The sequence below is a fragment of the Streptococcus suis genome, from assembly GCA_024583055.1.
GTDB lineage: Bacteria > Bacillota > Bacilli > Lactobacillales > Streptococcaceae > Streptococcus > Streptococcus suis_V.
The window spans coordinates 1,230,525-1,255,918 of sequence record CP102145.1 but is presented as its reverse complement, the minus strand read 5'-3'; the positions used below and the strand labels follow the sequence as shown (position 1 = coordinate 1,255,918).

Sequence of the window (25,394 nt, the reverse complement as noted above, 5' to 3'; positions counted from 1 at the left end):
AGTATAAATATCTATAGCCACCAAAACCAAGGGAAATCGCTAGCTGAAAGCGTAGTAATAACCATTGATAAGGCTAGTATAAAGTAATGAAATTGAAACTTTTTCATAACATACCTCCGGTATTGTTGTATTTTATGTTATAATTTTAACATAAATAAAAAGAGCTTATATAAAATGTAAACTTTAGTTACAAAGTATAGAGAGGATTACTATGAGATGGGATGTTGGCAAAGTTTATAGAGATATTAGAAAGTCTAAGGGTTTGAGTCAGGAGGATGTTTGTGGTAATGAGATTTCACGTGTCTCCTTATCTAAGTTCGAAAATTGTAAATCAATTCCTAGCTTTGAACACATGCTATACTTACTGGACCAAATAGATATGACTGTCGAAGAGTTTGTATATATTTGTAATCTTTATCATCCATCGGAACGCCAAAAAATTTTGGACAAAATGCAAGATATTCCAGCGTTGCTTGGAACTAATGGAATCCGCGATATACTGGAGGACTGTGAGCGGTATTTGAAAAGGAGTCATGATATTACCATCCAAAATATTTTTTTACGCTTGCGACTTGTTAATCATATTCGAGAAAATGGTTTGACTGAGAAGGTGGAGGAGCGCCAAGAATTTGTTGATCAAATTCTTACTTATTTGGAAAAACATGATACTTGGTATTTGAGTGATTTGAAATTTTTGACAGCAGTGTTATTTTCTTTATCATTTGAGTCGTTGGAGTATTTGACAGATAAAATTTTACTAACACTTGATAAGTATGACGGCTTTATAGAGGTGATTGATAAAAAGTTTGGTATTTATGCTAACCTATCGACGGTTTATCTAGCTAACGGACGAATAAAACAGGCAACTGAGTTTGCTGATAGAATGCTGGATGTTGCTCAAAAAACGAAACGTTACGATTTTTTAGGATTTGCATGGGTTCGACTAGGCATTTGCCAATCAAACCAATCTCTGATTGAAAAAGGTGTCGATTTACTTGAACTATGCGGTGATAATCTTGCCTTGCAGCAAATTAAAATGGAGATTGACCGTAGCTTTATGCAACATTAGTTTCTAATCCTGTCTCAAACTCAAAATATTCGGTTAGAACAATATGGACAGAAAAACCAGGGGAATCCTTGGTTTTTATCTTATCCTCATGATGTGCTTTTTGCTTAAAAACTAGAGACTGTGGTATAATAGACTGATTATAGCTTGAGGAAAAGTCATGTTTAAGTGGAATTTTAAGAAAAAAGAGAAGTTTGAGACGCCTGTGGAGGTGCCCAAACATATTGCCATCATTATGGATGGGAATGGGCGCTGGGCCAAAAAACGGATGCAGCCTCGGATTATGGGTCATAAGGCCGGTATGGATGCCCTGCAAAAGGTAACAAAAACAGCGTCTAAACTAGGGGTCAAGGTCCTGACAGTCTATGCCTTCTCAACGGAAAATTGGTCCCGCCCTGAGAAGGAAGTCAAATTTATCATGAATTTGCCGGTTGAATTTTACGATAAATACGTGCCGGAGCTTCATGCCAACAATGTGAAAATCCAGATGATTGGTGACCATTCTCGCCTGCCAGAGGCGACCTTGAAGGCACTGCGGATGGCAGAAGAAAAGACCAGGAGAAATACCGGTCTCATCCTCAATTTTGCCTTGAATTATGGCGGTCGTGATGAGCTGTCTCGTGCGATTAAGGCGATTTCGCAGGATATTTTGGATGCTAAGTTCAATCCAGGGGATATTGATGACAAGCTGATTGCTGATTATCTGTATACAGGTAGTTTGCCGGTTTCCCTGCGAGACCCTGATTTGGTCATTCGGACCAGTGGTGAACTCCGTCTCAGTAATTTTTTGCCCTGGCAGATAGCCTACAGTGAGCTCTACTTCACTGACGTGGCCTGGCCGGACTTTGATGGAGAAGCTCTGCTATTAGCCATAAAAGAATACAATCGTCGCCATAGAAGATTTGGTGGTGTGTAAGGAGAAATGATGACAAAGGAACTAAGAACACGGGTGATATCGGCGGTCGTTGCACTGACCCTCTTTATCCCTGTTATATATATTGGTGGGGTGACCTTCCAGTTGGTGCTGGGGCTCTTGGCCATGCTGGCTACTGCGGAATTGATGCGGATGTACAAGCTGGCGCCTAATTCCATTGAGGGTATCCTGGCCATGCTGGGAAGTTTTGTCTTGACCCTTCCGCTTGAGAACTATCTGCCATTTTTGCCGACGGATGGGAACTATGTGGCCTTTACGGTCATTGTCTTTATTCTGATGGGTTCCATCGTCTTCCATATAGGCACCTATACTTACTCAGAAGTGGTCTATCCTATTGCCAGCAGTTTTTATATCGGGGTTGGTTTCCACAATCTGGCCCTGGCGCGTATGGATAGTCTCAACAAGCTATTCTTTGCCCTGCTGCTTGTCTGGGCGACGGATATCGGTGCCTATATGCTTGGTCGTCAGTTTGGCAAACGCAAGCTGGCTCCTCTGGTATCACCTAATAAATCTATTGAAGGTTTTCTCGGTGGGATTGCTTCGGCAGTTGTAGTGGCAGCCATATATCTCATCTTCTCCAAGGAAATTCGTGACGTCTATTCAATTCCCTTGATGCTGGTCTTGGCGGCTGTATTTTCTGTCGTGGCCCAGTTTGGAGATCTGGTTGAGAGTGCTATCAAGCGCCGTTTTGGTGTCAAGGATTCTGGTAATCTGATTCCAGGGCATGGCGGAATCTTGGATCGTTTTGACAGTGTCATTTTTGTCTTTCCAATCATGCACTTCTTCGGCTTATTTTAAGGAGGTTCCATGAAGGGAATTTTAGCATTTATTTTTATCTTTGGCGTGATTGTGGTTATCCATGAATTTGGTCACTTCTATTTCGCCAAAAAAGCAGGCATCCTGGTTCGGGAATTTGCCATTGGTATGGGTCCGAAAATTTTCGCTCATACGGGCAAGGACGGGACGGTCTATACGATTCGTATTCTTCCGCTTGGCGGCTATGTTCGTATGGCTGGCTGGGGCGAGGACAAGATGGAGATTAAGACCGGGACACCGGCCAGTTTGACCCTCAATTCAGACGGCATTGTGACTCGAATCAACCTATCGGGTAAGGGCTTTGATGTCAACAGTCTGCCCATGAATGTGACCGGCTTTGACTTTGAAGATAAGCTGGAAATCACTGGTCTTGTCCTGGATGAGACCAAGACCTATAAGGTGGACCACGACGCGACCATTGTCGAGGAAGATGGGACGGAAGTCCGCATTGCACCGCTGGATGTCCAGTATCAAAATGCGACGATCTGGGGTCGGCTCATGACTAACTTTGCGGGTCCCATGAACAACTTTATCCTCGGTGTTTTGGCCTTCATCCTGCTTATGTTCATGCAGGGCGGTGTGGCCGACACGTCTAGCAATCAGGTGACAGTTGTAGAGGGTAGTGCCCTTGCAGCTGCTGGATTAGAGACTGGAGATAAGATTCTCTCGGTCAATGGTCAGGTAACAGATTCTTACGCCGATATTTCTAAGGTGATTGGGCAGGCAGTTCAGGATGCTAGCAGTGCTCCTAAGTTTGACTTGCTTGTGGAGCAGGACGGGACTGAGAAGAATGTGTCTGTGACTGCCAAGCAGGAAGATGGCACCTACAGACTAGGTGTTTCCCCTATTTTGAAGACGGGTGTCTTGGACAAGATTATTGGTGGTGTCCAGCAGGCCGGAGCGACAGCTCTCATGATTGTCACAGCCTTGAAAAATCTGATTGCCGGCTTTGATGTCAAGCAACTAGGTGGTCCTGTGGCTATTTACTCTGTCAGCAATCAAGCGGCTCAAGATGGTTGGATGTCCATTATTGGACTGATGGCTATGTTGTCGATAAACGTAGGAATTTTCAATCTCATTCCGATTCCGGCCCTTGATGGCGGTAAAATCGTTATGAATATTCTAGAAGGTATTCGCAGAAAACCACTTAAACCAGAAACAGAATCCTATATCACTCTAGCAGGAGTTGCAATCATGGTTGTCCTCATGCTGGTCGTGACTTGGAATGACATTATGCGTGTATTTTTCTAAAATCTCGCTAAGCAAGGAATTGAACACGGGCTGAAGCCTGTGTCTTCCTGACCAACAAATGATGAAAGGAACAGAGGAGGTTCGTAATTGAACTCGGTCTAAAAACTCGGAAAATAGATTGAGAGCTACGCCTCTGGATTTCCTGATGATGAATATAAGAAAGGAATTGAATGCGTGCTAAACGCAGGACGTTCTGAAAACTAAGAAAAAGAAAGGAACAGAGAGTTTTTTGATTTGAACTCGAGCGTCAGCGAGGGGTTTAGAAAAGTTAATTCTTTGTCTTCCAACTCAAGTAAACTACGAAAGGAATTGAATGTGTGCTAAACGCAGGATTTTCTGAAAAACTACGAAAGGAATTGAACACGGGCTGAAACCTGTGTCTTCCTGACAACAAATGATGAAAGGAATTAAGGAGGTTCGTAATTGAACTCGGTCTAAAAACTCGGAAAATAGATAAACTGACTGATGTGCAAGCACATTGCGCCAGTTTCCTAATTTTCAGTCGTTTTTTTACGACCTCCGTATCTTAATATGAAACAGTCTAAAATGATTATCCCGACTTTGCGGGAGATGCCTTCGGATGCGTCGGTGATTAGCCACGCTTTGATGTTGCGGGCAGGTTATGTCCGTCAGATTTCTGCTGGTATTTACAGCTACTTGCCGTTGGCTAACCGTGTGATTGAAAAAGCAAAAAATATCATGCGTGAGGAGTTTGATAAGATTGATGCTATTGAATTTTTGGCACCAGCCCTCTTGTCAGCGGACATTTGGCGTGAGTCGGGTCGTTACGAAACCTACGGTGATGACCTCTACAAGCTCAAAAACCGTGAGGGTTCTGACTTTATCTTGGGTCCAACCCACGAAGAAACGGTGACACTATTGGCGCGTGATGCGGTGCAATCTTACAAGCAGTTGCCACTCAACATTTACCAAATCCAGCCAAAATACCGTGATGAAAAACGTCCTCGTAACGGCCTTCTCCGTGGTCGTGAGTTTATCATGAAAGACGGTTACAGCTTCCACGCTAGCTATGATAGTTTAGACCAGACCTACGATGACTATAAGGCAGCTTACGAGGCTATTTTCACTCGTGCAGGACTTGAGTTCAAGGCTATCATCGGTGACGGTGGTGCCATGGGTGGTAAGGATAGCCAGGAGTTTATGGCTATTACCCCAGACCGTACTGATCTGGACCGTTGGGTTGTCTTGGACAAGTCTGTTGCTTCTTTTGAAGAGATCCCAGAGGATGTTCTTGAAGCAATCAAGGAAGAACTCTTGGCATGGTCTGTGTCTGGTGAAGACACCATCGCCTACTCTAGCGAATCTGGTTATGCTGCCAACCTAGAAATGGCAACCAGCGAGTACAAACCAAGTACAGCAGTTGTCGTCGAAGAAGACTTGGTTAAAGTTGCTACACCAGATGCTAAAACCATCGATGAAGTGGCAGCCTTCTTGAATGTCGCTGAAGAGCAAACCATCAAAACCATGCTCTTTATGGCAGATGGCGAGCCAGTTGTTGCCCTTCTTGTCGGTAATGATCAGGTCAACGATGTCAAGTTGAAAAACCACCTTGGAGCAGATTTCTTTGATGTAGCAGGCCCAGCGGATGCTGAAAACATCTTCGGTGCAGGCTTTGGTTCTCTTGGCCCAGTTGGTTTACCTGAAAACATCAAGATTATCGCCGACCGCAAGGTGCAGGACGTGAAAAATGCTGTTGTTGGTGCCAACGAAGATGGTTTCCACTACACAGGTGCCAATGCAGGGCGTGATTTCCAAGTGACTGAGTATGTGGATATTCGCGAAGTCAAGGAAGGCGAGCCTTCTCCAGACGGACACGGTGTTCTCAACTTTGCCCGTGGTATCGAGATTGGTCACATCTTCAAACTTGGTACACGTTACTCAGACAGCATGAATGCCAACATCTTGGATGAGAATGGTCGTTCTATGCCGATTATCATGGGTTGCTACGGAATCGGTGTTAGCCGTCTCTTGTCAGCAGTTCTGGAGCAACACGCTCGCCTCTTTGTCAATAAGACGCCAAAAGGTGAATACCGTTACGCTTGGGGCATCAACTTCCCTAAAGAATTGGCACCGTTTGATGTACATTTGATTCCAGTCAATGTCAAAGATGAAGAAGCGATGGCCTTGACCCAGTCAATCGAAACAAGCTTGGTAGCTGCTGGTTATGAAGTCTTGACAGATGACCGTAACGAGCGTGTCGGCGTTAAATTCTCTGATAGTGACTTGATTGGCTTGCCAATCCGTGTGACGGTCGGTAAGAAAGCTGCCGACGGCGTGGTCGAAGTCAAAATCAAGGGCACTGGCGACACTGTCGAAGTCCATGTCGACCAGCTCTTGGAAACTTTGAAAATTTTGAATAAGTAACAAATAAAGGAGAGGTTGGGCATAAAGTCCAGCCTCTAACTATTTTATTATGTGATTTTTAGTTCGGGAGCGAGAAAGAACTCGATAGATGAAAAGAGAGTTCGTTTTCCCCGCACAGCTTCAACTGTTTGGGAGACAGTTGAAGGTCGGAAATTGAGCGAACTCAGTTCGCATCATACGTAAAGGTCTGGTTCGGAGCGTAAAATACGAAGTGCTGAGGATTGTTTCACAATCCCAATTTCCCACCTTTCACAGTTCCCCAAATTGTGAAAGCCAATCAACCCCTGCGCTGAGATGGTGACACAAACTAAAGAAAGCGAGCCTAGGCTTTTTGAACTGCACCCCAAAAGTTAGACACAAAATCTAACGATTGGGGTGTTTTTCTTATGAAATTAAGTTATGAAGATAAACTAGAAATATATGAGCTGAGAAAGAGTGGCGTGTCGTGGGTCAACCTTAGCCAGATATACAAGGTCACTATTGCCAATCTCACCTACATGATAAAACTCATGGATCGATATGGCGTGGAAATCGTTGAAAAAGGTAAAAATAGGTATTATTCACCCGAATTAAAGCAAGAAATAATGGATAAGGTTTTGATTCATGGATGTTCTCAACTCTCAGTTTCCCTTGACTATGCCTTGCCAAATCGAGGAATGCTTCCCAATTGGATAGCACAATACAAGAAAAACGGGTATACTATTCTTGAAAAAACAAGAGGGAGACCGAGCAAGATGGGACGTAAACGCAAGAAAACCTGGGAAGAAATGACGGAATTAGAGCGCCTTCAAGAGGAAAATGAACGTCTTCGAACTGAGGTGGCCTTCCTAAAAAAGTTGAGAGAACTTCGCTTGAGGGACGAAGCACTAGTGCGCGAACAGCAGAAACAATTAGAGATATGGTCCAAGGAGGATTCCGACTAGACCTCCTACTTGCGACAGCTAAAATGCCTCGCTCAACTTATTATTATCAAGTCAAGCAACTGGATAAACCCGAAAAGAACAAAGCAATTAAGGCTGAAATTCAAGCCATTTATGATGACCATAAAGGTAATTACGGCTATCGTCGGATTTATTTAGAACTCAGAAATCGAGGTTTCTTCATCAACCACAAAAAGGTGCAGCGCTTGATGACAGTAATGGGCTTAGCGGCTCGTATTCGTCGTAAGCGCAAGTATGCTTCTTACAAAGGTGAGGTGGGTAAGAAGGCTGATAATCTGATTAAACGTCAGTTTGAGGGATCTAAGCCTTATGAAAAATGTTATACCGATGTGACGGAGTTTGCTTTGCCTGAAGGGAAACTCTACTTATCGCCTGTTCTTGACGGCTATAATAGTGAGATTATTGCTTTTACCCTGTCTCGGTCACCTGACTTGAAACAGGTTCAAACCATGCTTGCGAAGGCTTTTCCAGCAGATTTATACAGTGGGACTATTCTCCACAGCGATCAAGGTTGGCAATACCAGCACCAGTCTTACCATTACTTTTTGGAAACAAAAGGCATTCGACCATCCATGTCCCGCAAAGGGAATAGCCCAGATAATGGGATGATGGAGTCTTTCTTTGGCGTCTTGAAAACAGAAATGTTTTACGGATTTGAAAAGAGTTTCAAGTCTCTGGATCAACTGGAGAAAGTTATCACTGATTATATTTTTTACTATAACAACAAACGAATCAAAGCAAAATTAAAAGGACTTAGTCCTGTCCAATACAGAACTAAATCCTTTCAATAATTATTTGTCCAATTTTTTGGGGTCAGTTCATTTTGCCCAGGCTCTTTTAATAATGAATCTATTTTTTGATTTCAAGCTCCTGTAATTGGTGCAAAATGGTTTCTAAATCAGCTCCTGCCTGCAGGAGAGCGGCAGCTGTATAGCAGCCTTCAACGACGGGAACAGTCTGAATCAGGACTTCTTTTTCTGAAAAATCAGCAACCATTTCGATATTCATCCGAGCGCTTCCTAGGTCGAAAAACGCTAAGATGGTGTCTGCATCATTTTCTTCTAACTTTGCCTGGACGGTCTCAAAGCTAGTGCCGATTGAACCATCCTCCAAGCCACCGCAGTAGGTCAAAGAAACGTCCTGAGTTACTTCCGAGACTAAATCGATAATCCCCTGGGCAAGATTTTTGGAATGGGAGACTAGTAAAATGCCAGTTTTTGTCATGAACCTGTCACCTCCAGGAGGGATTCAAAGAGTAGGCCAGATGAGTAAGAACCAGGATCGATGTGGCCGACAGAACGTTCGCCAACATAGGAAGCACGTCCCTTAGTCGCAAGTGTATCAGCAGTAGCTTGGACAATTTCCTGAATCAGATTAGAAGTGAGTTTGTCTTCCCTAATGGCAGAGATGACAGGGGTCCAGACGTCGACCATGGTTTTTTCGCCCAGCTCCGCCTTGCCGCGTTTTTGAATCATATCCAGGCCTTCTTGTAACATAGAAGCCAGTTCAGCACCAGCTTGGCTAGCCTTGGACAAACCCATAAAGGCCGAACCGTAGAGGGGACCAGAGGCACCACCTACCTTACTGAGTAGTTGCATGGCTACAATTTTAAAAATCTGGTCCGCACTGGCAAATTCCTTGCCATCCAGTTCAGTCATCACAGCAGCCATCCCACGGGCCATATTGCCTCCATGGTCACCATCACCAATAGGGGTGTCCAGCTCGCTTAGGTAATCCTTGTTTGCTTGAATTTTTTCGTTGAATCGTGTCATCCAAGCCAATGCTGTTCTTACATCCATAGTTTTTCTCCTACCAGCCGGCTACTTGTACAGGGGCGTTTAAAGCCTCTATCCAGCTTGGTTCTTCTAATTTTATAAGGGTCAATGATAGGCCAGCCATATCAATTGATGTCATGTAATCGCCGATTTTCTTGTAGTCTACCTCAATGCCTTTTTCCAGCAATAGTTTAGCTACGTCGTTGGCAAAGACATACTGCTCCATGAGTGGGGTTGCGCCTAGACCATTGATGAGAAGACCGTAATGTTCGCCTTCTTTGAGCTCAAAGCCTTGGGCTAATTTTTCAACCAATTCGGCTGCCAATGTTGCGGACGGTTGCAATTTTTCCTTCTTATAGCCAGGTTCGCCGTGGATGCCGACCCCATATTCAAACTCATCTTCTTCTAAAACGAAGCCAGGTTTTCCTACTTCAGGAACGGTTGCACCAGATAGGGCCAGACCAATTGTCTTAATCTGTGGAACTAATTTGTCGGCCAACTCTTTGATGGCAGCGAGAGACTGGCCTTGTTCAGCAGCATGTCCGAGAATTTTATGAACTAGGATGGTTCCAGCAACCCCGCGTCGACCTTGGGTATAGAGGCTATTTTCCACGGCAATATCATCGTCGACAACTACACTTGCGACCTCGATGCCTTCCATTTCTGCCAATTCTTGGGCCATTTCAAAGTTCATGATGTCGCCAGAGTAGTTTTTGATGACCATGAAGACTCCAGCCCCTTCATCAGCTGCTTTGATGGCTTCCAAGATTTGGTCTGGGGTTGGTGAGGTAAATACTGCGCCACACACAGCGGCAGACAACATGCCCTTGCCTACAAAGCCTGCATGAGAAGGTTCGTGACCAGAACCACCTCCTGAGATGATACCGACCTTGCCAGTCTTTTCTGCCTTGCGGACAATGACTTCAAAGCCCTCTAGACGTTCTACCAGGTCATTGTGCATAAAGACCAGGCCATTGAGCATTTCGTCAACAACATTTTCAGGTTGATTGATAATTTTTTTCATGCGAAAACCTCCGTGATATAATACTAAGATTATTATATTGTATTGTGTAGACAAATTAAAGGGACAATTGGTCAATTTTGTCCCTTTTTGTACATAAGTGTATCTGATAATGTATAATAAGATAGGAGAGACCAGAAGGGAGGCAGCATGGGCACTTCATTGCTGACCAAAAAGCGCATCGCAAAGGCATTTAAAAAGCAGTTGATTGAAAAGGGATTTGAGAAGGTGTCTGTGGTAGAGGTTATGCAGGAGGCTGCTATCCGTCGCCAGACCTTCTACAATCATTTCCTAGACAAGTATGAGCTCTTAGATTGGATCTTTAAGACGGAGCTGGAAGAGCAGATTACGGATAATTTGAATTATATTAGTGGATGGAAGTTGTTGGATGAGTTACTTTACTATTTCGACAGCAACCAGTCTTTTTATGCACGGATTTTTTCAGTCAATGAGCAGAATGACTTCAGGAGCTATTTATCTGACTATGTTAGGCTTTTGTTGGAAAAAATCATAGATGAGTGGTCTGTTAAGCAAGAGGTAGAAGTAGTAGGGTCGTTAAGGCTCTTCCTATTAGCCTACCATACCAAGGGTTTGGTGGGCTTTATTGAGGCGGGGGTGGTTGACCCCAATCACCAGCTACATACTTCCTATCGGAACCTAGTTTCCGTCTTGTTGCAATCACTTGAAGGAGGGAGAGGACAATGAGTCAATTGCCATTATTTTATCAGGAGGAAGACTTGCTACAATCCTATATAGATGGGCTCTTGCTGGCTCATCCTCATTTGGAGCAACTGGAGAATTATCCCATTATTGTGGATAAACATCAGGCCGAGGACCGGGTGCCTATTTTGTCGGGTGGTGGTTCCGGGCATGAACCGGCTCATATTGGTTTTGTCGGCCAGGGTATGCTGACTGCCGCTGTCTATGGGAAAATCTTTATTCCACCGACTCCAGAGCAGATTTTAAGAGCCATCCGCCATATCAATAGAGGCCAGGGTGTCTTTGTCATTGTCAAGAATTTCGAGGCTGATTTAGCAGACTTCGGCCAGGCCATTAAACAGGCGCGTCAGGAAGGAATCGATGTCCGCTATATTGTTTCCCACGATGATATTTCTGTCGAGCCCAAAAAGCAATTTCAGATGCGGCATCGGGGGCTGGCAGGCACTATTTTCTTGCATAAAATCTTAGGTGCTGCGGCTCAGGCTGGGGCCAGTTTGGCTGAACTGGAGGCCCTTGGCCTAGAATTGGCGACGGAGATTGCTACCATTGGCTTTGCGACCAGGTCTGCTCATTTTCCTGGGCATGACCAACCCCTCTTTCAGCTGGAAAAGGGCAAGATTTCCTATGGCATGGGGATTCACGGGGAGGAAGGTTACCGGACGGTCACTTTTGAATCGGCTGAGCAGTTGGCCAATGAAATCGTCAACAAATTAAAGATAAAATTCCACTGGCGAGAGGGTGAAGATTATATCCTTTTGGTCAACAATTTGGGTACCGTTTCAGAGTTAGAATTGGGAATCTTCACGAATGCTATCTGCCAATTTCTAGATTTGCAGGGCCTGCAGCTTCCTTTTATCAAGCAGGGAAGATTGATGACCAGCTTAGACATGGCTGGGATTTCGGTGACCCTCTGTCGCTTGAAAGACCGTAAGTGGCTGGATTATCTGCTGGCGGATACGGATGCGGCTGCCTGGTAGAAAGGTGAATGCGGTCAGGACTTGCCATAGTCTTCCCCTCGAAAATTGGGCTGGATTGTGGTAAAATACTCCTAACAACATTCAAAGGAAATCAACATGTCAGATAAGTTTCAACTCTTGCTCCAACAGATCAATATGCCTCTTGATGCTCGGCAATCAGAGGCTTTTTCATCTGGAAAGATTGAGAAGGTTGTCCTGCACAAGGTCAGCAAGCTCTGGGAATTTACCTTCCGCCTGCCTGCTCCCTTGCCCCTTCTGGATTATCAGCTTTTCAAGGCAAGGCTAGCTACTGAGTTTGAAAAGATGGGCAATAGGGTCCGTTTTGCCATTGTGACGGATTTGGAAGCCTACGACGGTGACTTGCTGGTGGCCTACTATCCGGAGGCCTTTACGGAGGAGCTCTGCCAGAGTGCTGGTTTCAAGGCCCTCTTTCAGCCGCTGGAAGTCGTCTATCGGGATGGTGTTCTCTGGATCAAGGGACCTGAAACCATTGACACGGTTCATTTTCGCAAGAATCATCTGCCAAATCTAGTCGAGCAATACGCCCGTTTCGGCTTTGCAAATCTCAAGGTGGACATCGAAGTTTGTCAAACCATGACCGAGCAACAGGCTGCGGACTTCCAGAATCAGAATGAGCAAATTTACCAGCAGGCCAATGAGGAAAATCTGGCTGCTCTGGAACAACTAGCACAGATGGCGCCACCACCAGAGGCAGCTCAGCCATTTGTCCCAGAATATAAGAAGGCCAACCGGCCTGCCAAGGTAGCCATCGATAAGGCGGAGATTACGCCTATGATTGAGGTTGACAGTGAGGAAAACCGCGTGGTCTTTGAGGGGCTGGTCTTTGAAGCGGAGCACAAGACAACCAAGACGGGACGGGTCATTATCAACTTCAAGATGACCGACTATACCTCTTCGTTTACCCTGCAAAAATGGGCTAAAAATGAGGAAGAGGCCCAGAAATTTAGCATGATAAAGAAGGGGCAATGGCTCCGGGTGCGGGGAAATGTGGAGACCAACAATTTCACCCGTGATCTGACCATGAATGTCCAGGAAATCCAAGAAGTCAAGAAGGAGATCCGCAAGGACCTGATGCCAGAAGGTGAGAAACGGGTCGAATTTCATGCCCATACCAACATGTCAACCATGGATGCCCTTCCTGCCGTTGAGGACTTGGTGGCACGGGCTGCAGCCTGGGGGCACAAGGCGGTTGCTATTACCGACCACGGCAATGTCCAGTCCTTCCCTCATGGTTACCACGCTGCCAGAAAAGCGGGTATCAAGCCGATTTTCGGGATGGAGGCCAATATCGTTGAGGACTCGGTGCCTATTGTCTACAATGAGACGGATTTGGTTTTGTTAGATGCGACTTATGTAGTCTTTGACGTGGAGACGACCGGACTTTCTGCGGTCAACAATGCTCTGATTCAGATTGCGGCATCTAAGATGTACAAGGGCAATATCATTGCAGAATTTGATGAATTTATTGATCCGGGGCACCCACTCAGCCAGTTCACGACCGAGTTGACGGGAATTACGGACCAGCATGTGCAGGGGTCCAAGCCCTTGGAGCAGGTCCTGCGGGAGTTTCAGGAATTCTGTCAGGACAGCGTTCTGGTTGCCCACAATGCCAGCTTTGACGTCGGCTTTATGGATGTCAACTATGAACGGGCGGGTCTGCCGACCATTACGCAGCCGGTCATTGATACGCTGGAATTTGCCCGCAATCTCTATCCAGATTTCAAACGGCACGGTTTGGGGCCGCTGACTAAGCGGTTTGGGGTTGCCTTGGAGCACCACCACATGGCCAACTACGATGCCGAGGCGACTGGTCGTCTACTCTTTATTTTCTTGAAAGATGCACTCGAAAAGCACGCTATTGCCAATCTCAATCAGCTCAATCGTGACCTGATTGCTGAGGATTCCTACAAAAAAGCCCGCGTCAAGCATGCGACGGTCTATGTGATCAATCAGGTCGGGCTGAAAAATATCTTCAAGCTGGTTTCCCTGTCCAATACCCAGTATTTTGAGGGTGTTCCTCGGATTCCGCGGACGGTGCTGGATGCTCATCGAGAAGGCTTGATTTTGGGAACGGCCTGCCAAGAGGGTGAAGTCTTCGACGAACTCTTGTCCAAGGGCATTGACGATGCGGTTAAGAAGGCTACCTACTATGACTTTATCGAGGTCATGCCTCCAGCCCTCTACGCGCCCATGATTGCCAAGGAGCAATTCAAGAACATGGGCGAGATTGAGGAGACCATCAAGCAGTTGATTGAGGTAGGTCGCAGGGCTAATCTGCCTGTTCTTGCGACGGGTAATGTCCACTATATTGACCCCGAGGAAGAAATTTATCGTGAAATTATTGTGCGGGCCTTGGGCCAAAGTTCGCCGATTAACTGGACTATCGGCAATGGTGAGAATGCCCAGCCGGCTCCCCTACCCAAGGCGCATTTTCGTACCACCAGTGAAATGCTGGATGAATTTGCCTTCCTAGGCGAGGCGCAGGCGCGTGAGATTGTCATCACTAATCCAAATGCCATGCTGGACCGTTTCGAGGATGTGGAAGTGGTCAAGACTGACCTCTACACGCCCTATATTGAAAAGGCAGAAGAGACAGTGGCGGAGTTGACCTACCAGAAGGCTTTCGAGATTTATGGCAATCCTCTGCCAGACATCATCGACCTCCGGATCGAAAAGGAATTGACGTCCATTCTGGGTAATGGTTTCGCAGTGATTTACCTAGCATCGCAGATGTTGGTGCAACGGTCAAATGAACGAGGCTATCTGGTTGGTTCACGGGGGTCTGTTGGCTCCAGTTTCGTTGCCACCATGATTGGGATTACGGAAGTAAACCCTATGCCTCCTCACTATGTCTGCCCAAATTGTCAACACAGTGAATTTATCACAGACGGTTCCTATGGTTCGGGCTTCGATATGCCGGACAAGCCTTGTCCCCAGTGTGGCAACAAGTACAACAAGGACGGCCAGGATATTCCCTTCGAGACCTTCCTTGGTTTTGATGGGGACAAGGTACCCGATATTGACTTGAACTTCTCTGGTGATGACCAGCCCTCTGCCCACTTGGATGTGCGAGATATTTTCGGCGCGGAAAATGCCTTTCGGGCAGGAACGGTAGGTACGGTTGCGGCCAAGACAGCCTACGGTTTTGTCCGTGGCTACGAGCGGGACTATGGTAAATTCTACCGGGATGTAGAGGTGGAGCGCTTAGCGGCAGGAGCGGCTGGTGTCAAACGGACGACAGGCCAGCATCCAGGGGGGATTATCGTGTTCCCTGATTACATGGATGTCTATGACTTTACGCCTGTTCAGTACCCGGCCGATGATGTGACCGCCAACTGGCAGACTACTCACTTCAACTTCCACGATATTGACGAGAACGTTCTCAAGCTCGATGTCCTAGGGCACGATGACCCGACCATGGTTCGTAAATTGCAGGACTTGTCTGGCATCGATCCACAGACTATTCCGGCGGATGACCCAGGTGTCATGGCCCTCTTTTCTGGCACGGAAATTCTGGGAGTTACCCCAGAGCAGATTGGCACACCGACCGGTATGTTGGGGATTCCCGAGTTTGGGACCAACTTCGTTCGAGGCATGGTGGAGGAAACCAAGCCGACCACCTTCTCTGAATTACTCCAGCTGTCTGGACTATCTCACGGTACGGACGTATGGTTGGGCAATGCCCAGGATTTGATCAAGGCGGGAATTGCCGACCTATCCACCGTCATCGGCTGTCGGGATGACATTATGGTCTATCTCATGCATGCTGGTTTGCCACCGAAAATGGCCTTTAACATCATGGAGCGGGTGCGGAAGGGCCTCTGGCTGAAAATTTCCGAGGAAGAGCGCAACGGCTACATCCAAGCCATGAAGGACAATAAGGTGCCGGACTGGTACATCGAATCCTGTGGAAAAATCAAGTACATGTTCCCCAAAGCCCATGCGGCGGCCTACGTTATGATGGCCCTGCGGGTAGCCTACTTCAAGGTTCATCATCCGCTTTATTACTACACGGCCTATTTCTCTATCCGTGCCAAGGCCTTTGATTTGGCGACGATGTCAGGTGGTTTGGACCGGGTCAAGGCCAAGATGGAAGAAATCACCCTCAAGAAGAAGAATAACGAGGCCTCCAACGTCGAGCAAGATCTCTATACTACCCTAGAATTGGTCAATGAAATGCTGGAGCGTGGCTTCAAGTTTGGCAAGCTGGACCTCTACAAGTCCCATGCGACCGAGTTTTTGATTGAAGAGGATACCTTGATACCGCCTTTTGTAGCCATGGACGGTCTGGGTGAAAACGTAGCCAAGCAATTGGTTGCAGCCCGTGAAGAAGGGGAATTCCTTTCCAAAACAGAGCTCCGCAAACGGGGTGGCTTGTCCACAACGCTGGTTGAAAAAATGGACGAGATGGGTATCCTCGGTAAAATGCCAGAGGATAACCAACTCAGCCTCTTTGATGATTTGTTTTAAAAATAGTCAGGAAGAAAATGAAAAGAGTTTGTAGACAAAATCTCTTTTCAGACTTTCCTGAGATGATGTCGGACGGTAGTAAACTTTCTTGTTTCTGGGTTTACTCCTCAAACAGTCCCCCAGACTGTTTGAGCTACCTACGGAATGGCTAAGATAGAGTATTCCTGATTATCGCCTCCCAAATTTATTTGTTGCTAAGTCCCTCTAATCTTTGGATTGGAGGGACTTGGTTTTTTTGTCAGAAAAATGAGAAAATATGGTACAATAATCTAGTATAACATTTCAAAGGAGAAGAATATGGTACTACCAAATTTTAAAGAAAATCTCGCTAAATATGCTAAACTCTTGGTTTCAACTGGTATCAATGTGCAGCCTGGACATACGGTACAGTTGACAATCGGTGTGGAACAGGCTGAATTGGCTCGTTTGATTGTTAAAGAGGCTTATGCGCATGGTGCGGCTGAAGTCTTGGTCAACTGGTTGGACGATGTGATTGCCCGTGAGCGTTTGGTTAATGTCGATGTGGAACTCTTGGAACAAGTTCATCCACAACGCATCACTGAAATGAACTACCTCTTGGAGCGTAAGGCCAGCCGTTTGGTGGTCTTGTCAGATGATCCAGGTGCTTACGATGGTGTTGATCCAGAGAAATTGTCTCGCAACGCACGCGCACTTAGCCAGGCCTTGAACCCAATGCGTCAAGCAACGCAAGCCAACAAAATCAGCTGGACACTTGGTGCAGCCTCTGGTTTGGAATGGGCTAAAAAAGTCTTCCCAAATGCAGCCTCTGACGAGGAGGCAGTGGACCTCCTTTGGGACCAAATCTTCAAGACCTGCCGTATCTACGAAGAAGATCCAATCAAAGCTTGGGAAGAGCACGAGGCACGCTTGGTGGCTAAGGCTAAGGTTCTTAACGACGAGCAGTTTGTCAAATTGCACTACACAGCACCAGGAACTGACCTTGTTCTCGGTATGCCGAAGAATCACTTGTGGGAAGCGGCTGGTTCGGTCAATGCCCAAGGTGAACACTTTATCGCCAACATGCCAACAGAAGAGGTCTTCACAGCACCTGACTACCGTGTGGCAGACGGCTATGTCACATCAACAAAACCACTCAGCTACAATGGTAACATCATCGAAGGCATCAAAGTAACTTTTAAAGATGGTGAAATTGTGGATGTAACTGCTGAAAAAGGCGATGAAGTTATGAAGAAATTGGTCTTTGACAACGCTGGAGCGCGTGGTCTTGGTGAAGTTGCCCTTGTTCCAGACAAGAGCCCGATTTCTCAATCAGGTGTGACTTTCTTCAACACCCTCTTTGATGAAAATGCCTCAAACCACTTGGCGATTGGTCAAGCCTATGCCTTCTCTATCGAAGGTGGTACAGAAATGAGCCAAGAAGAGCTTAAAGAAGCAGGCCTTAACCGTTCTGATGTCCATGTGGACTTCATGATTGGCTCTAATAAGATGAACATTGACGGTATCCGTGAAGACGGTACCCGTGTGCCAATCTTCCGTGACGGTGAGTGGGCTATCTAAAAATGATGCTATAAGACTGGGCGACCAGTCTTTTTGTCAATAGAAAGGAAGTACTATGTTATCAAGTATAATCGCTGGAGCCATTATTGGCCTGATTGCCGGGGCATTGACCTCATCAGATGACCGTCGTGGCTGTCTAGGAAATATTATCCTTGGTCTTGCAGGTTCATGGATTGGACAGTTGCTCTTTGGTGATTGGGGTCCACAATTCGGCGAAATGGCAGTTGTACCATCTGTTTTAGGAGCCGTTTTATTGGTGGCAATTTTTTCTAGTTCTAGACGGAACTAAACACCTGAACCGTGCTTCAATTGGAGCACGGTTTTCATTGCCTGAATTTGTGCAAATTGACGCATTGTTCGGATTTTTCAGAAAATTTCCATTTTTCTGTTGACAAGTGAAAAAAAGTGCGTTATCATAGACAACAAGTAAAATACAGAGAGGAAAAGTCAAATGAAACCTGTCACTACAAAATTCTTTGCTTTGTTGTTGCGACGGTCGGGCTAGTGCTGAAAGAATGCATTAGTCCTGTTTGGCTTACCAAGCGGGCGCTGTTGACAACATCTCGCGGGTAGGAGTCCTCGAGGTGTTTTCTTTTTTACTTGGTTTACTTACAAAACTAAGAAAAAGAACCTAATAGTAAGGTTAGGGTTATTTAGAAAGGTATTCTTATGCGTGTGATTGAATTTTTAGATACGACTTTACGGGATGGTGAACAGACGCCGGGTGTGAATTTTTCTATCAAGGAAAAAGTGACCATTGCCAAGCAGTTGGAAAAATGGGGGATTTCTGCTATCGAAGCGGGTTTCCCAGCGGCCAGTCCTGATTCTTTTGAAGCGGTCCGTCAGATTGCGGCGGCGATGACCAAGACGGCTGTGACAGGATTGGCTCGGTCAGTCAAATCAGACATTGATGCTTGTTATGAGGCTCTGAAAGATGCCAAGTATCCGCAGATCCATGTTTTTATTGCTACCAGTCCCATCCATCGTGAATTTAAACTGCAAAAGACCAAAGAAGAAATTTTGGTGCAAATCACTGAACATGTCAGCTATGCCCGTGAGCGTTTTGAGGTAGTCGAGTTCTCGCCAGAAGATGCGACGCGGACGGAGTTGGATTACTTGCTTCAAGTGGTGCAAACAGCGGTAGATGCGGGTGCGACTTACATCAATATTCCAGACACAGTTGGTTTTACCACTCCACAACACTACGGTGAAATTTTCCGTTATCTGACAACTAATGTCAAATCGGACCGTGAGATTATTTTCAGTCCCCATTGCCATAATGACCTAGGTATGGCTGTTGCCAACACCCTTTCAGCTATTAAAAATGGAGCTGGTCGTGTCGAGGGTACTATCAATGGTATTGGGGAGCGGGCTGGAAATGCGGCACTGGAAGAGGTGGCTGTAGCCCTTGAAATTCGGAAAGATTTTTATGGCGTAACCAGTCCCATTGTCCTCAAGGAAACCCTTAATACTTCGGAATTGGTCTCTCGCTTTTCTGGAATTGCCATTCCACGCAATAAGGCGGTGGTCGGTGGCAATGCCTTCTCACACGAGTCAGGTATCCACCAAGATGGTGTCTTGAAAAATCCATTGACCTATGAAATCATTACACCTGAGTTGGTAGGGGTCAAGAAAAATTCTCTGCCACTGGGTAAACTATCTGGACGCCATGCCTTTGTGGAAAAACTGAAGGAATTAGACTTGTATTTTGAAGAAGGAGACGTTACTAGCTTGTTTGCTCGTTTCAAAAACCTGGCAGACAAGAAGGAAAAAATCACGGATGCAGATATTCGTGCCTTGGTAGCTGGGACAGAAATCAGCAATCGTGATGGCTTCCAATTTAAAGATTTGCGTTTGGATAGTCAGTCTGACGGAAGTATTCAGGCTCAGGTCATTTTCATCAATCAAGATGAGGAAGAAGTGGTTGTTGCAGAGTCAGGCAAGGGCTCGGTTGAGGCTGTCTTTAATGCCATTGACCAATTCTTCCAGCAGGAAATCAGCTTGGAACGGTATCATATCGACGCTATTACTGACGGTATCGATGCCCAAGCTCGTGTACTGGTTGCTGTAGAAAACAAGGCAACGGAAACTATCTTCAATGCCTCTGGTATTGACTTTGACGTACTGAAGGCTTCGGCCATTGCCTATATTCATGCCAATGTCATGGTACAGAAAGAAAATAGCGGACAGATAGATAGGAAACTATCAGAGAAAGACTTACCACACATCTAGGAGGAAGTATGACGAAAAAAATTGTAGCCTTGTCTGGTGATGGTATTGGACCAGAAATCATGGGTGCAGGTCTAGAGGTCTTAGCGACAGTTGCCAAGAAGGTCGGCTTTGACTATTTGGTTGAGGAGCATGCCTTTGGTGGAGCGGCCATTGACCAGGCCGGTCATCCCTTGCCAGACCAAACCTTGGCAGCCTGTCGGACGGCCGATGCGATTTTACTAGCGGCCATTGGAGCCCCCCAGTATGACGGTGCAGCGGTTCGTCCAGAGCAAGGCCTGCTCCAGCTCCGCAAGGAATTGCAGCTCTTTGCTAATATCCGTCCTGTTAAGATTTTTGATAGTTTGAAAGACTATTCTCCTCTGAAAGCGGAGCGCTTGGATGGTGTGGATTTGGTCATGGTACGGGAGTTGACAGGTGGGATTTATTTTGGGGAGCATATCCTTGAAACTGACCAAGCCAGCGATAGCAATACCTATCAGGTAGAAGAAATCGAGCGAGTGGTTCGAGCAGCCTTTGAACTAGCTCGTAAGCGCAGCAAGAAAGTGACTTCCATTGATAAACAAAATGTTCTTGCCACCTCAAAACTTTGGCGCCAGGTCGCTGATGAAGTTGCGGTAGATTACCCAGATGTGACCTTGGAGCACCAGTTGGTGGATAGCGCAGCCATGCTCTTGATTACCAATCCTAGTCGGTTTGATGTTTTAGTGACGGAAAATCTTTTCGGGGATATTTTATCAGATGAGGCCAGCGTACTAACGGGAACGTTAGGGGTTCTGCCTTCTGCTAGTCATGCGGTGGCAGGTCCCAGTCTCTACGAACCTATTCACGGTTCGGCACCTGATATTGCTGGCCAGGGCATTGCCAATCCGGTCAGTATGATTCTGTCTGTTGCCATGATGTTGGAGGAAAGTTTTGATTTGCAGGTGGCAGGCAAGATTATTCGTCAAGCTGTTGAGCAGACCTTTGACAAGGGAATCTTGACCAAGGACCTTGGAGGCTCTGCTATGACCAGCCAAATGACCGCCCATATAATAGAAGAAATTGAAAGGAGCAGCCTATGAGTGGCCAGTCTATCTTTGATAAATTGTGGGACCGCCATGTGATTACAGGGCAGGAAGGTCAACCCCAGCTCCTTTATGTGGACCAGCACTATATCCATGAGGTGACTAGTCCCCAGGCCTTTGATGGTCTGCGAGAGGCTGGACGTCAAGTCCGTCGGCCAGAATTGACCTTTGGTACATTTGACCATAATGTTCCAACGGTTAATATTTATGATATTCGTGATGTCATTTCCAAGGCTCAGATGGATGCCTTAGCCCGCAATGTGGTGGAATTCGGTATTCCACATGCGCCACATGGGTCTGCCAATCAAGGCATTGTCCATATGGTGGGGCCAGAGACTGGCTTGACTCAGCCAGGGAAATTCATCGTCTGTGGAGATAGCCATACGGCAACCCATGGAGCTTTCGGTGCTATTGCCTTTGGGATTGGGACAACAGAAGTAGAGCATGTCTTTGCGACTCAAACCCTGTGGCAAGTAAAACCCAAAAAGCTCTTAGTACGGTTTACTGGTAAGCCGAAAAAGGGGATATACTCCAAGGATTATGTCTTAGCATTGATTGCTAAGTATGGTGTGGCACTAGGGGTTGGTTATGTAGTCGAGTATGTGGGTGAGGCTATTGATGCTCTGACCATGGAAGAACGGATGACGATTTGTAACATGTCCATCGAGTTCGGATCCAAGATGGGGATTATGAACCCAGATCAAACCACTTTTGATTATCTAGCGGACAAGGAAAAACGCCCCAAAGACTTTGAGGCAGCGGTGGCTGATTGGAAAACCTTGGTATCTGATTCAGATGCAGTTTATGACAAGATCATCGAGATGGATGTTTCAAATCTGGCACCGATGGTAACATGGGGAACCAACCCTTCCATGGGGGTATCCTTTGATGAGACTTTTCCTGAAGTTCGCGATATGAATGATGAACGAGCGTATAAGTACATGAACTTACAGCCTGGACAAAGTCCAAGGGACATCGAAATTGGCTATGTTTTCCTGGGGTCCTGTACCAATGCCCGTCTTTCTGACTTACAAGTGGCCGCCAAGATTGTCGAAGGCAAACGTGTGGCAGATCATGTGACTGCAATTGTGGTTCCGGGTTCGAGACCGGTTAAGTCGGCCGCAGAAGCACTAGGCTTAGATAAGATTTTCTTGGAAGCTGGCTTTGAATGGCGGGATCCTGGTTGCTCCATGTGTCTGGGGATGAACCCAGACAAGGTGCCGACAGGTGTCCACTGTGCATCGACTAGTAACCGAAACTTTGAGGATCGACAGGGTGTTGGATCGCGAACCCACCTTTGTAGCCCAGCCATGGCAGCAGCGGCAGCTATTGCAGGACGCTTTGTAGATGTTCGTGAATTGGAGGTGGTCTGATGGAAAAGTTTACAATCTACACTGGGACGACCGTTCCACTCATGAATGACAACATTGATACCGATCAGATTTTGCCCAAGCAGTTTCTCAAGCTGATTGACAAGAAGGGTTTTGGCAAGTACCTCATGTATGAGTGGCGTTATCTGGATAACAAGTACACTGAGGATCCTGATTTTATCTTCAATACGGCCCCATATCGTCAGGCAACGATCTTGATTACAGGGGATAACTTTGGGGCAGGTTCGTCTAGGGAGCACGCCGCTTGGGCACTAGCTGACTATGGCTTCAAGGTTATCATTGCAGGTTCCTTCGGGGATATCCATTACAACAACGACCTCAACAATGGCATCTTGCCAATCGTTCAGCCCCGTGAGGTTCGGGAGAAATTGGCTGCGCTGGCATCAACTGATGAGGTGACTGTCGATCTCTACCAGCAAAAAATTATCTCTCCAGTCGGAGAATTTGATTTTGAGATCGATGCAGATTGGAAACACAAATTACTCAACGGTCTAGATGATATTGGTATTACATTACAATATCAGGATTTGATTGAGGAGTATGAGGTAAATCGTCCAAGCTACTGGCAAGAATAGAGTCTTTCATTTTATCTTTTATTACTGCGTTAACTCGCTTTGCCGTACTTTAGTACTGTCTGCAGCTCGTTGCCTAGTACTAAAAGCAAACTGAAAGACTCCTACGAAATATTAGAAAACTAGCAGATCGCTCTGCTATGGAACAAAAGAAAAGAGGAAACTATTATGACGAAACAAATTCACTGGGATGGCGCACTTTCACAAGAAGGTTTTGACATTATCAAGGGTGAGGGAGGCGTGATTGTTTGTCCGACTAAGGTTGGTTATATTATCATGACTGCCGACAAGGCTGGTTTGGAGCGGAAGTTTGATGCCAAAGAGCGCAAGCGGAATAAACCGGGCGTGGTCCTTTGTGGTAGCATGGAGGAGCTTCGTGAGTTGGCTCAGTTGACTCCTGAGATTGATGCTTTCTACCAAAAACATTGGGATGAGGACATTTTGTTGGGCTGTATCCTGCCGTGGAAACCAGAGGCTTATGCTAAGTTGCAAGCCTATGGCGATGGTCGTGAAGAGTTGATGACTGACGTGCGTGGGACTTCTTGCTTTGTTATCAAGTTTGGTGTAGCTGGCGAGCAGATTGCTAAGGAAATGTGGGAAAAAGAAGGTCGTATGGTCTACGCTTCTTCTGCCAATCCATCAGGTAAGGGAAATCGTGGTAAGGTAGAAGGTATCGGTGAGCGTATCGCGTCTAAAGTAGACTTGATTATCGAGGCGGATGACTATGTGGCATCTATCCAGCCAGATAAGACCATTGAAACCCGCTATGAGCAAGGGGTTATGGTGTCTATGGTAGACAAAGATGGTAAACTCATTCCAGAACAAGGTGCAGATAGCCGTTCTATCAGCCCATGTCCAGTTGTCATCCGTAAGGGTCTGGACATTGATAAAATCATGATGCACCTGTCTGACCATTTCAACTCTTGGGATTATAGACAAGGGGAATATTACTAAGAACCTATATTCACAGTTCAGCACTTCCATCTAAGGCTAGTTTTTCAGCTACTCATCGTTAGTTTTTTTCAAAATACGGTCAGTATTCCCTCAAAAAACTGCCTTGATTAGCGAAAAACTTTCTCTTATATACAAGCACTTCACTTGTAAATACAGGTTCTATGATAGAACGATCCGAAAGGGTCGTTTTTTCTACCAGAAAAAACTGACCGAGATTTCAGTCAGTTTGGTGCTGTTTGATAAGAAATTGGAGGTTGTCGACTAGCCTTTTCTCGTCTGTCAGTTCTAAGATTTGAAGTCCTTTGTCAATCAATCCCTGTTTGTTTTGGGCTATGCCTAGATAGACATAGGCACGGGCTAGTTGGTCATAGCGTTTTTCTTTCTTGGCTAGGTCCATGAGTTTGGTGGCAAAAAAAGTAGACTTGTTGTACTGTCTTTGTTCCAAGAAAAAATAAGAAAGAGACTGATAGTGTGATAGTATGGTCGGCTGGATACGCTTGTAATCTTTGTATTTCTCCAATCGTTTTAGAAGAAGATTGGCAGTTTCTTCAAGGGTATCAAGTGAAGAAATCTTGGACAGAAGAGTGCCTACTAAGATAATATCGTTATGGTACCAGTTGTCGTATCGTTCTAGTTGGGACCAGAGGAGCTTAGAAAGGGTTTCAGCTTCTTCGGAAAGTTGATTGACAGAAGTACTGTTTCGAACGGCTACTACAGTTTCTAAAAGTTGACATTTTCGAAGGATAGGACCATCATCGGGTTCTTTTTTTAAGTGGTCTTGGCAACGGTTTATCAAATCCTCCATGGTCTTAGTGGTCGGATTTCTGAGATTATCAATATCATAGAGTAATTGTTGGCGTTGGCTGGGCTGATAGTAGTTACAGAGGTATTCAAACTCCTCGAAGGTCATATCCACCTGTTTGAGTAAGAAACGCATGAGCTCGTAGCTAGGAGTGGTTTGATTTTTCTCGAAGCGAACCAAGGTCGTCCGATTGATAAAATCTCCGCATATTTGCTCCTGACTTAAATGCTTACTTTTCCGAATGCTCTTATACACACTTCCGTAATCCCACCGCATAAACTACTCCTTTCAAAAAACTGTGAAAATATGTAACAAAATAGACAATATTTGTAAAAATAGTATATCATAATAATAGAAAATATACAGAGATTTCTATCAGGTAGAAAGGAGAAAAGGAAGAACGGAAACGATATTCTTGGTAGGAGTTGAGGTATTCAAGAAAAAAATCCCATCAGAGAGGACT

At 45.8% G+C, this 25,394-nt stretch carries 20 protein-coding genes; 16 read left to right on the top strand and 4 right to left on the bottom strand.

Features of this window, described 5'->3' with window-relative positions; translation table 11 throughout:
• Positions 1 to 211 precede the first annotated feature (211 nt).
• The 6 genes from NQZ91_06165 (at position 212) to NQZ91_06140 (ending at position 8,184) form a co-directional block, all read left to right on the top strand.
• Positions 212 to 1,069 carry a helix-turn-helix domain-containing protein gene (locus NQZ91_06165; protein UUM56991.1) on the top strand — a complete coding sequence of 286 codons (858 nt, stop codon included), beginning with the start codon at positions 212 to 214 and terminating at the stop codon, positions 1,067 to 1,069.
• A 157-nt stretch (positions 1,070 to 1,226) separates the two neighbouring features.
• The gene (locus NQZ91_06160; protein UUM56990.1) at positions 1,227 to 1,982 is read left to right on the top strand and encodes an isoprenyl transferase; all 756 of its coding nucleotides are present in this window, start codon (positions 1,227 to 1,229) and stop codon (positions 1,980 to 1,982) included.
• A gap of 9 nt (positions 1,983 to 1,991) precedes the next feature.
• Entirely contained in the window at positions 1,992 to 2,798 is an 807-nt protein-coding gene (locus NQZ91_06155; protein ID UUM58828.1) for a phosphatidate cytidylyltransferase, read from the top strand.
• A gap of 9 nt (positions 2,799 to 2,807) precedes the next feature.
• On the top strand, positions 2,808 to 4,067 hold the full coding sequence (gene rseP, locus NQZ91_06150; protein ID UUM56989.1) for an RIP metalloprotease RseP: 1,260 nt from the start codon (positions 2,808 to 2,810) through the stop codon (positions 4,065 to 4,067).
• Between the two features lie 531 nt (positions 4,068 to 4,598).
• Positions 4,599 to 6,452, top strand: a complete 1,854-nt coding sequence (locus NQZ91_06145; protein ID UUM56988.1) for a proline--tRNA ligase — start codon at positions 4,599 to 4,601, stop codon at positions 6,450 to 6,452.
• A 386-nt stretch (positions 6,453 to 6,838) separates the two neighbouring features.
• Positions 6,839 to 8,184 (top strand): IS3 family transposase gene (locus NQZ91_06140; GenBank protein ID UUM56987.1). Its coding sequence is split into 2 segments (ribosomal slippage): positions 6,839 to 7,280 and positions 7,280 to 8,184, totalling 1,347 coding nucleotides; the frame shifts between segments, so codons are not numbered across the junction.
• 58 nt (positions 8,185 to 8,242) lie between these two features.
• Here the strand turns inward: NQZ91_06140 and dhaM are convergent.
• From dhaM to dhaK, 3 genes are read right to left on the bottom strand one after another with little or no spacing between them, the layout of a single operon-like run.
• Positions 8,243 to 8,617: a dihydroxyacetone kinase phosphoryl donor subunit DhaM gene (gene dhaM, locus NQZ91_06135; protein ID UUM56986.1), complete on the bottom strand. Its 375-nt coding sequence runs from the start codon at positions 8,615 to 8,617 to the stop codon at positions 8,243 to 8,245.
• Positions 8,614 to 9,192: a dihydroxyacetone kinase subunit DhaL gene (dhaL, locus tag NQZ91_06130; protein ID UUM56985.1), complete on the bottom strand. Its 579-nt coding sequence runs from the start codon at positions 9,190 to 9,192 to the stop codon at positions 8,614 to 8,616. Before dhaL ends, dhaM begins: the two co-directional genes overlap by 4 nt.
• Before the next feature lie 10 nt (positions 9,193 to 9,202).
• Positions 9,203 to 10,192: a dihydroxyacetone kinase subunit DhaK gene (gene dhaK / locus NQZ91_06125; protein UUM56984.1), complete on the bottom strand. Its 990-nt coding sequence runs from the start codon at positions 10,190 to 10,192 to the stop codon at positions 9,203 to 9,205.
• A 147-nt stretch (positions 10,193 to 10,339) separates the two neighbouring features.
• On the opposite strand from dhaK, the gene dhaS reads away from it, so the two are divergent.
• The 10 genes from dhaS to NQZ91_06075 all read left to right on the top strand — a co-directional run bounded on the left by dhaS (position 10,340) and on the right by NQZ91_06075 (position 24,129).
• Entirely contained in the window at positions 10,340 to 10,894 is a 555-nt protein-coding gene (gene dhaS, locus NQZ91_06120; protein UUM56983.1) for a dihydroxyacetone kinase transcriptional activator DhaS, read from the top strand.
• On the top strand, positions 10,891 to 11,886 hold the full coding sequence (dhaQ, locus tag NQZ91_06115; protein UUM56982.1) for a DhaKLM operon coactivator DhaQ: 996 nt from the start codon (positions 10,891 to 10,893) through the stop codon (positions 11,884 to 11,886). The genes dhaS and dhaQ overlap by 4 nt, the downstream gene beginning before the upstream one ends.
• 96 nt (positions 11,887 to 11,982) lie before the next feature.
• Positions 11,983 to 16,377 (top strand): PolC-type DNA polymerase III, encoded by a 4,395-nt coding sequence (locus NQZ91_06110; GenBank protein UUM56981.1) that lies wholly within the window; start codon positions 11,983 to 11,985, stop codon positions 16,375 to 16,377.
• Positions 16,378 to 16,674: 297 nt separating this feature from the next.
• Positions 16,675 to 17,916 carry an aminopeptidase gene (locus tag NQZ91_06105; protein UUM56980.1) on the top strand — a complete coding sequence of 414 codons (1,242 nt, stop codon included), beginning with the start codon at positions 16,675 to 16,677 and terminating at the stop codon, positions 17,914 to 17,916.
• 55 nt (positions 17,917 to 17,971) lie between these two features.
• Positions 17,972 to 18,205: a GlsB/YeaQ/YmgE family stress response membrane protein gene (locus NQZ91_06100; GenBank protein ID UUM56979.1), complete on the top strand. Its 234-nt coding sequence runs from the start codon at positions 17,972 to 17,974 to the stop codon at positions 18,203 to 18,205.
• A gap of 380 nt (positions 18,206 to 18,585) precedes the next feature.
• Entirely contained in the window at positions 18,586 to 20,148 is a 1,563-nt protein-coding gene (locus tag NQZ91_06095) for a 2-isopropylmalate synthase (GenBank protein ID UUM56978.1), read from the top strand.
• A gap of 8 nt (positions 20,149 to 20,156) precedes the next feature.
• Entirely contained in the window at positions 20,157 to 21,209 is a 1,053-nt protein-coding gene (gene leuB, locus NQZ91_06090) for a 3-isopropylmalate dehydrogenase (GenBank protein UUM56977.1), read from the top strand.
• Positions 21,206 to 22,585: a 3-isopropylmalate dehydratase large subunit gene (gene leuC / locus NQZ91_06085; protein UUM56976.1), complete on the top strand. Its 1,380-nt coding sequence runs from the start codon at positions 21,206 to 21,208 to the stop codon at positions 22,583 to 22,585. Before leuB ends, leuC begins: the two co-directional genes overlap by 4 nt.
• Complete coding sequence (gene leuD, locus NQZ91_06080) at positions 22,585 to 23,178, top strand: 3-isopropylmalate dehydratase small subunit (protein UUM56975.1); 594 nt, start codon at positions 22,585 to 22,587, stop codon at positions 23,176 to 23,178. Before leuC ends, leuD begins: the two co-directional genes overlap by 1 nt.
• Before the next feature lie 165 nt (positions 23,179 to 23,343).
• Positions 23,344 to 24,129, top strand: coding sequence for a Sua5/YciO/YrdC/YwlC family protein (locus tag NQZ91_06075; protein ID UUM56974.1), 786 nt, complete (start codon positions 23,344 to 23,346; stop codon positions 24,127 to 24,129).
• Positions 24,130 to 24,346: 217 nt separating this feature from the next.
• Here NQZ91_06075 and NQZ91_06070 read toward each other — a convergent pair whose 3' ends face one another.
• Positions 24,347 to 25,207, bottom strand: coding sequence for a helix-turn-helix domain-containing protein (locus tag NQZ91_06070; protein ID UUM56973.1), 861 nt, complete (start codon positions 25,205 to 25,207; stop codon positions 24,347 to 24,349).
• Positions 25,208 to 25,394 lie beyond the last annotated feature (187 nt).

Bases quoted from the DNA above. Each gene is read 5' to 3' on its own strand.
- NQZ91_06165 (UUM56991.1), top strand. From the start codon at position 212: ATGAGATGGGATGTTGGCAAAGTTTATAGAGATATTAGAAAGTCTAAG.
- NQZ91_06160 (UUM56990.1), top strand. From the start codon at position 1,227: ATGTTTAAGTGGAATTTTAAGAAAAAAGAGAAGTTTGAGACGCCTGTG.
- NQZ91_06155 (UUM58828.1), top strand. From the start codon at position 1,992: ATGACAAAGGAACTAAGAACACGGGTGATATCGGCGGTCGTTGCACTG.
- rseP (UUM56989.1), top strand. From the start codon at position 2,808: ATGAAGGGAATTTTAGCATTTATTTTTATCTTTGGCGTGATTGTGGTT.
- NQZ91_06145 (UUM56988.1), top strand. From the start codon at position 4,599: ATGAAACAGTCTAAAATGATTATCCCGACTTTGCGGGAGATGCCTTCG.
- dhaM (UUM56986.1), bottom strand. From the start codon at position 8,617: ATGACAAAAACTGGCATTTTACTAGTCTCCCATTCCAAAAATCTTGCC.
- dhaL (UUM56985.1), bottom strand. From the start codon at position 9,192: ATGGATGTAAGAACAGCATTGGCTTGGATGACACGATTCAACGAAAAA.
- dhaK (UUM56984.1), bottom strand. From the start codon at position 10,192: ATGAAAAAAATTATCAATCAACCTGAAAATGTTGTTGACGAAATGCTC.
- dhaS (UUM56983.1), top strand. From the start codon at position 10,340: ATGGGCACTTCATTGCTGACCAAAAAGCGCATCGCAAAGGCATTTAAA.
- dhaQ (UUM56982.1), top strand. From the start codon at position 10,891: ATGAGTCAATTGCCATTATTTTATCAGGAGGAAGACTTGCTACAATCC.
- NQZ91_06110 (UUM56981.1), top strand. From the start codon at position 11,983: ATGTCAGATAAGTTTCAACTCTTGCTCCAACAGATCAATATGCCTCTT.
- NQZ91_06105 (UUM56980.1), top strand. From the start codon at position 16,675: ATGGTACTACCAAATTTTAAAGAAAATCTCGCTAAATATGCTAAACTC.
- NQZ91_06100 (UUM56979.1), top strand. From the start codon at position 17,972: ATGTTATCAAGTATAATCGCTGGAGCCATTATTGGCCTGATTGCCGGG.
- NQZ91_06095 (UUM56978.1), top strand. From the start codon at position 18,586: ATGCGTGTGATTGAATTTTTAGATACGACTTTACGGGATGGTGAACAG.
- leuB (UUM56977.1), top strand. From the start codon at position 20,157: ATGACGAAAAAAATTGTAGCCTTGTCTGGTGATGGTATTGGACCAGAA.
- leuC (UUM56976.1), top strand. From the start codon at position 21,206: ATGAGTGGCCAGTCTATCTTTGATAAATTGTGGGACCGCCATGTGATT.
- leuD (UUM56975.1), top strand. From the start codon at position 22,585: ATGGAAAAGTTTACAATCTACACTGGGACGACCGTTCCACTCATGAAT.
- NQZ91_06075 (UUM56974.1), top strand. From the start codon at position 23,344: ATGACGAAACAAATTCACTGGGATGGCGCACTTTCACAAGAAGGTTTT.
- NQZ91_06070 (UUM56973.1), bottom strand. From the start codon at position 25,207: ATGCGGTGGGATTACGGAAGTGTGTATAAGAGCATTCGGAAAAGTAAG.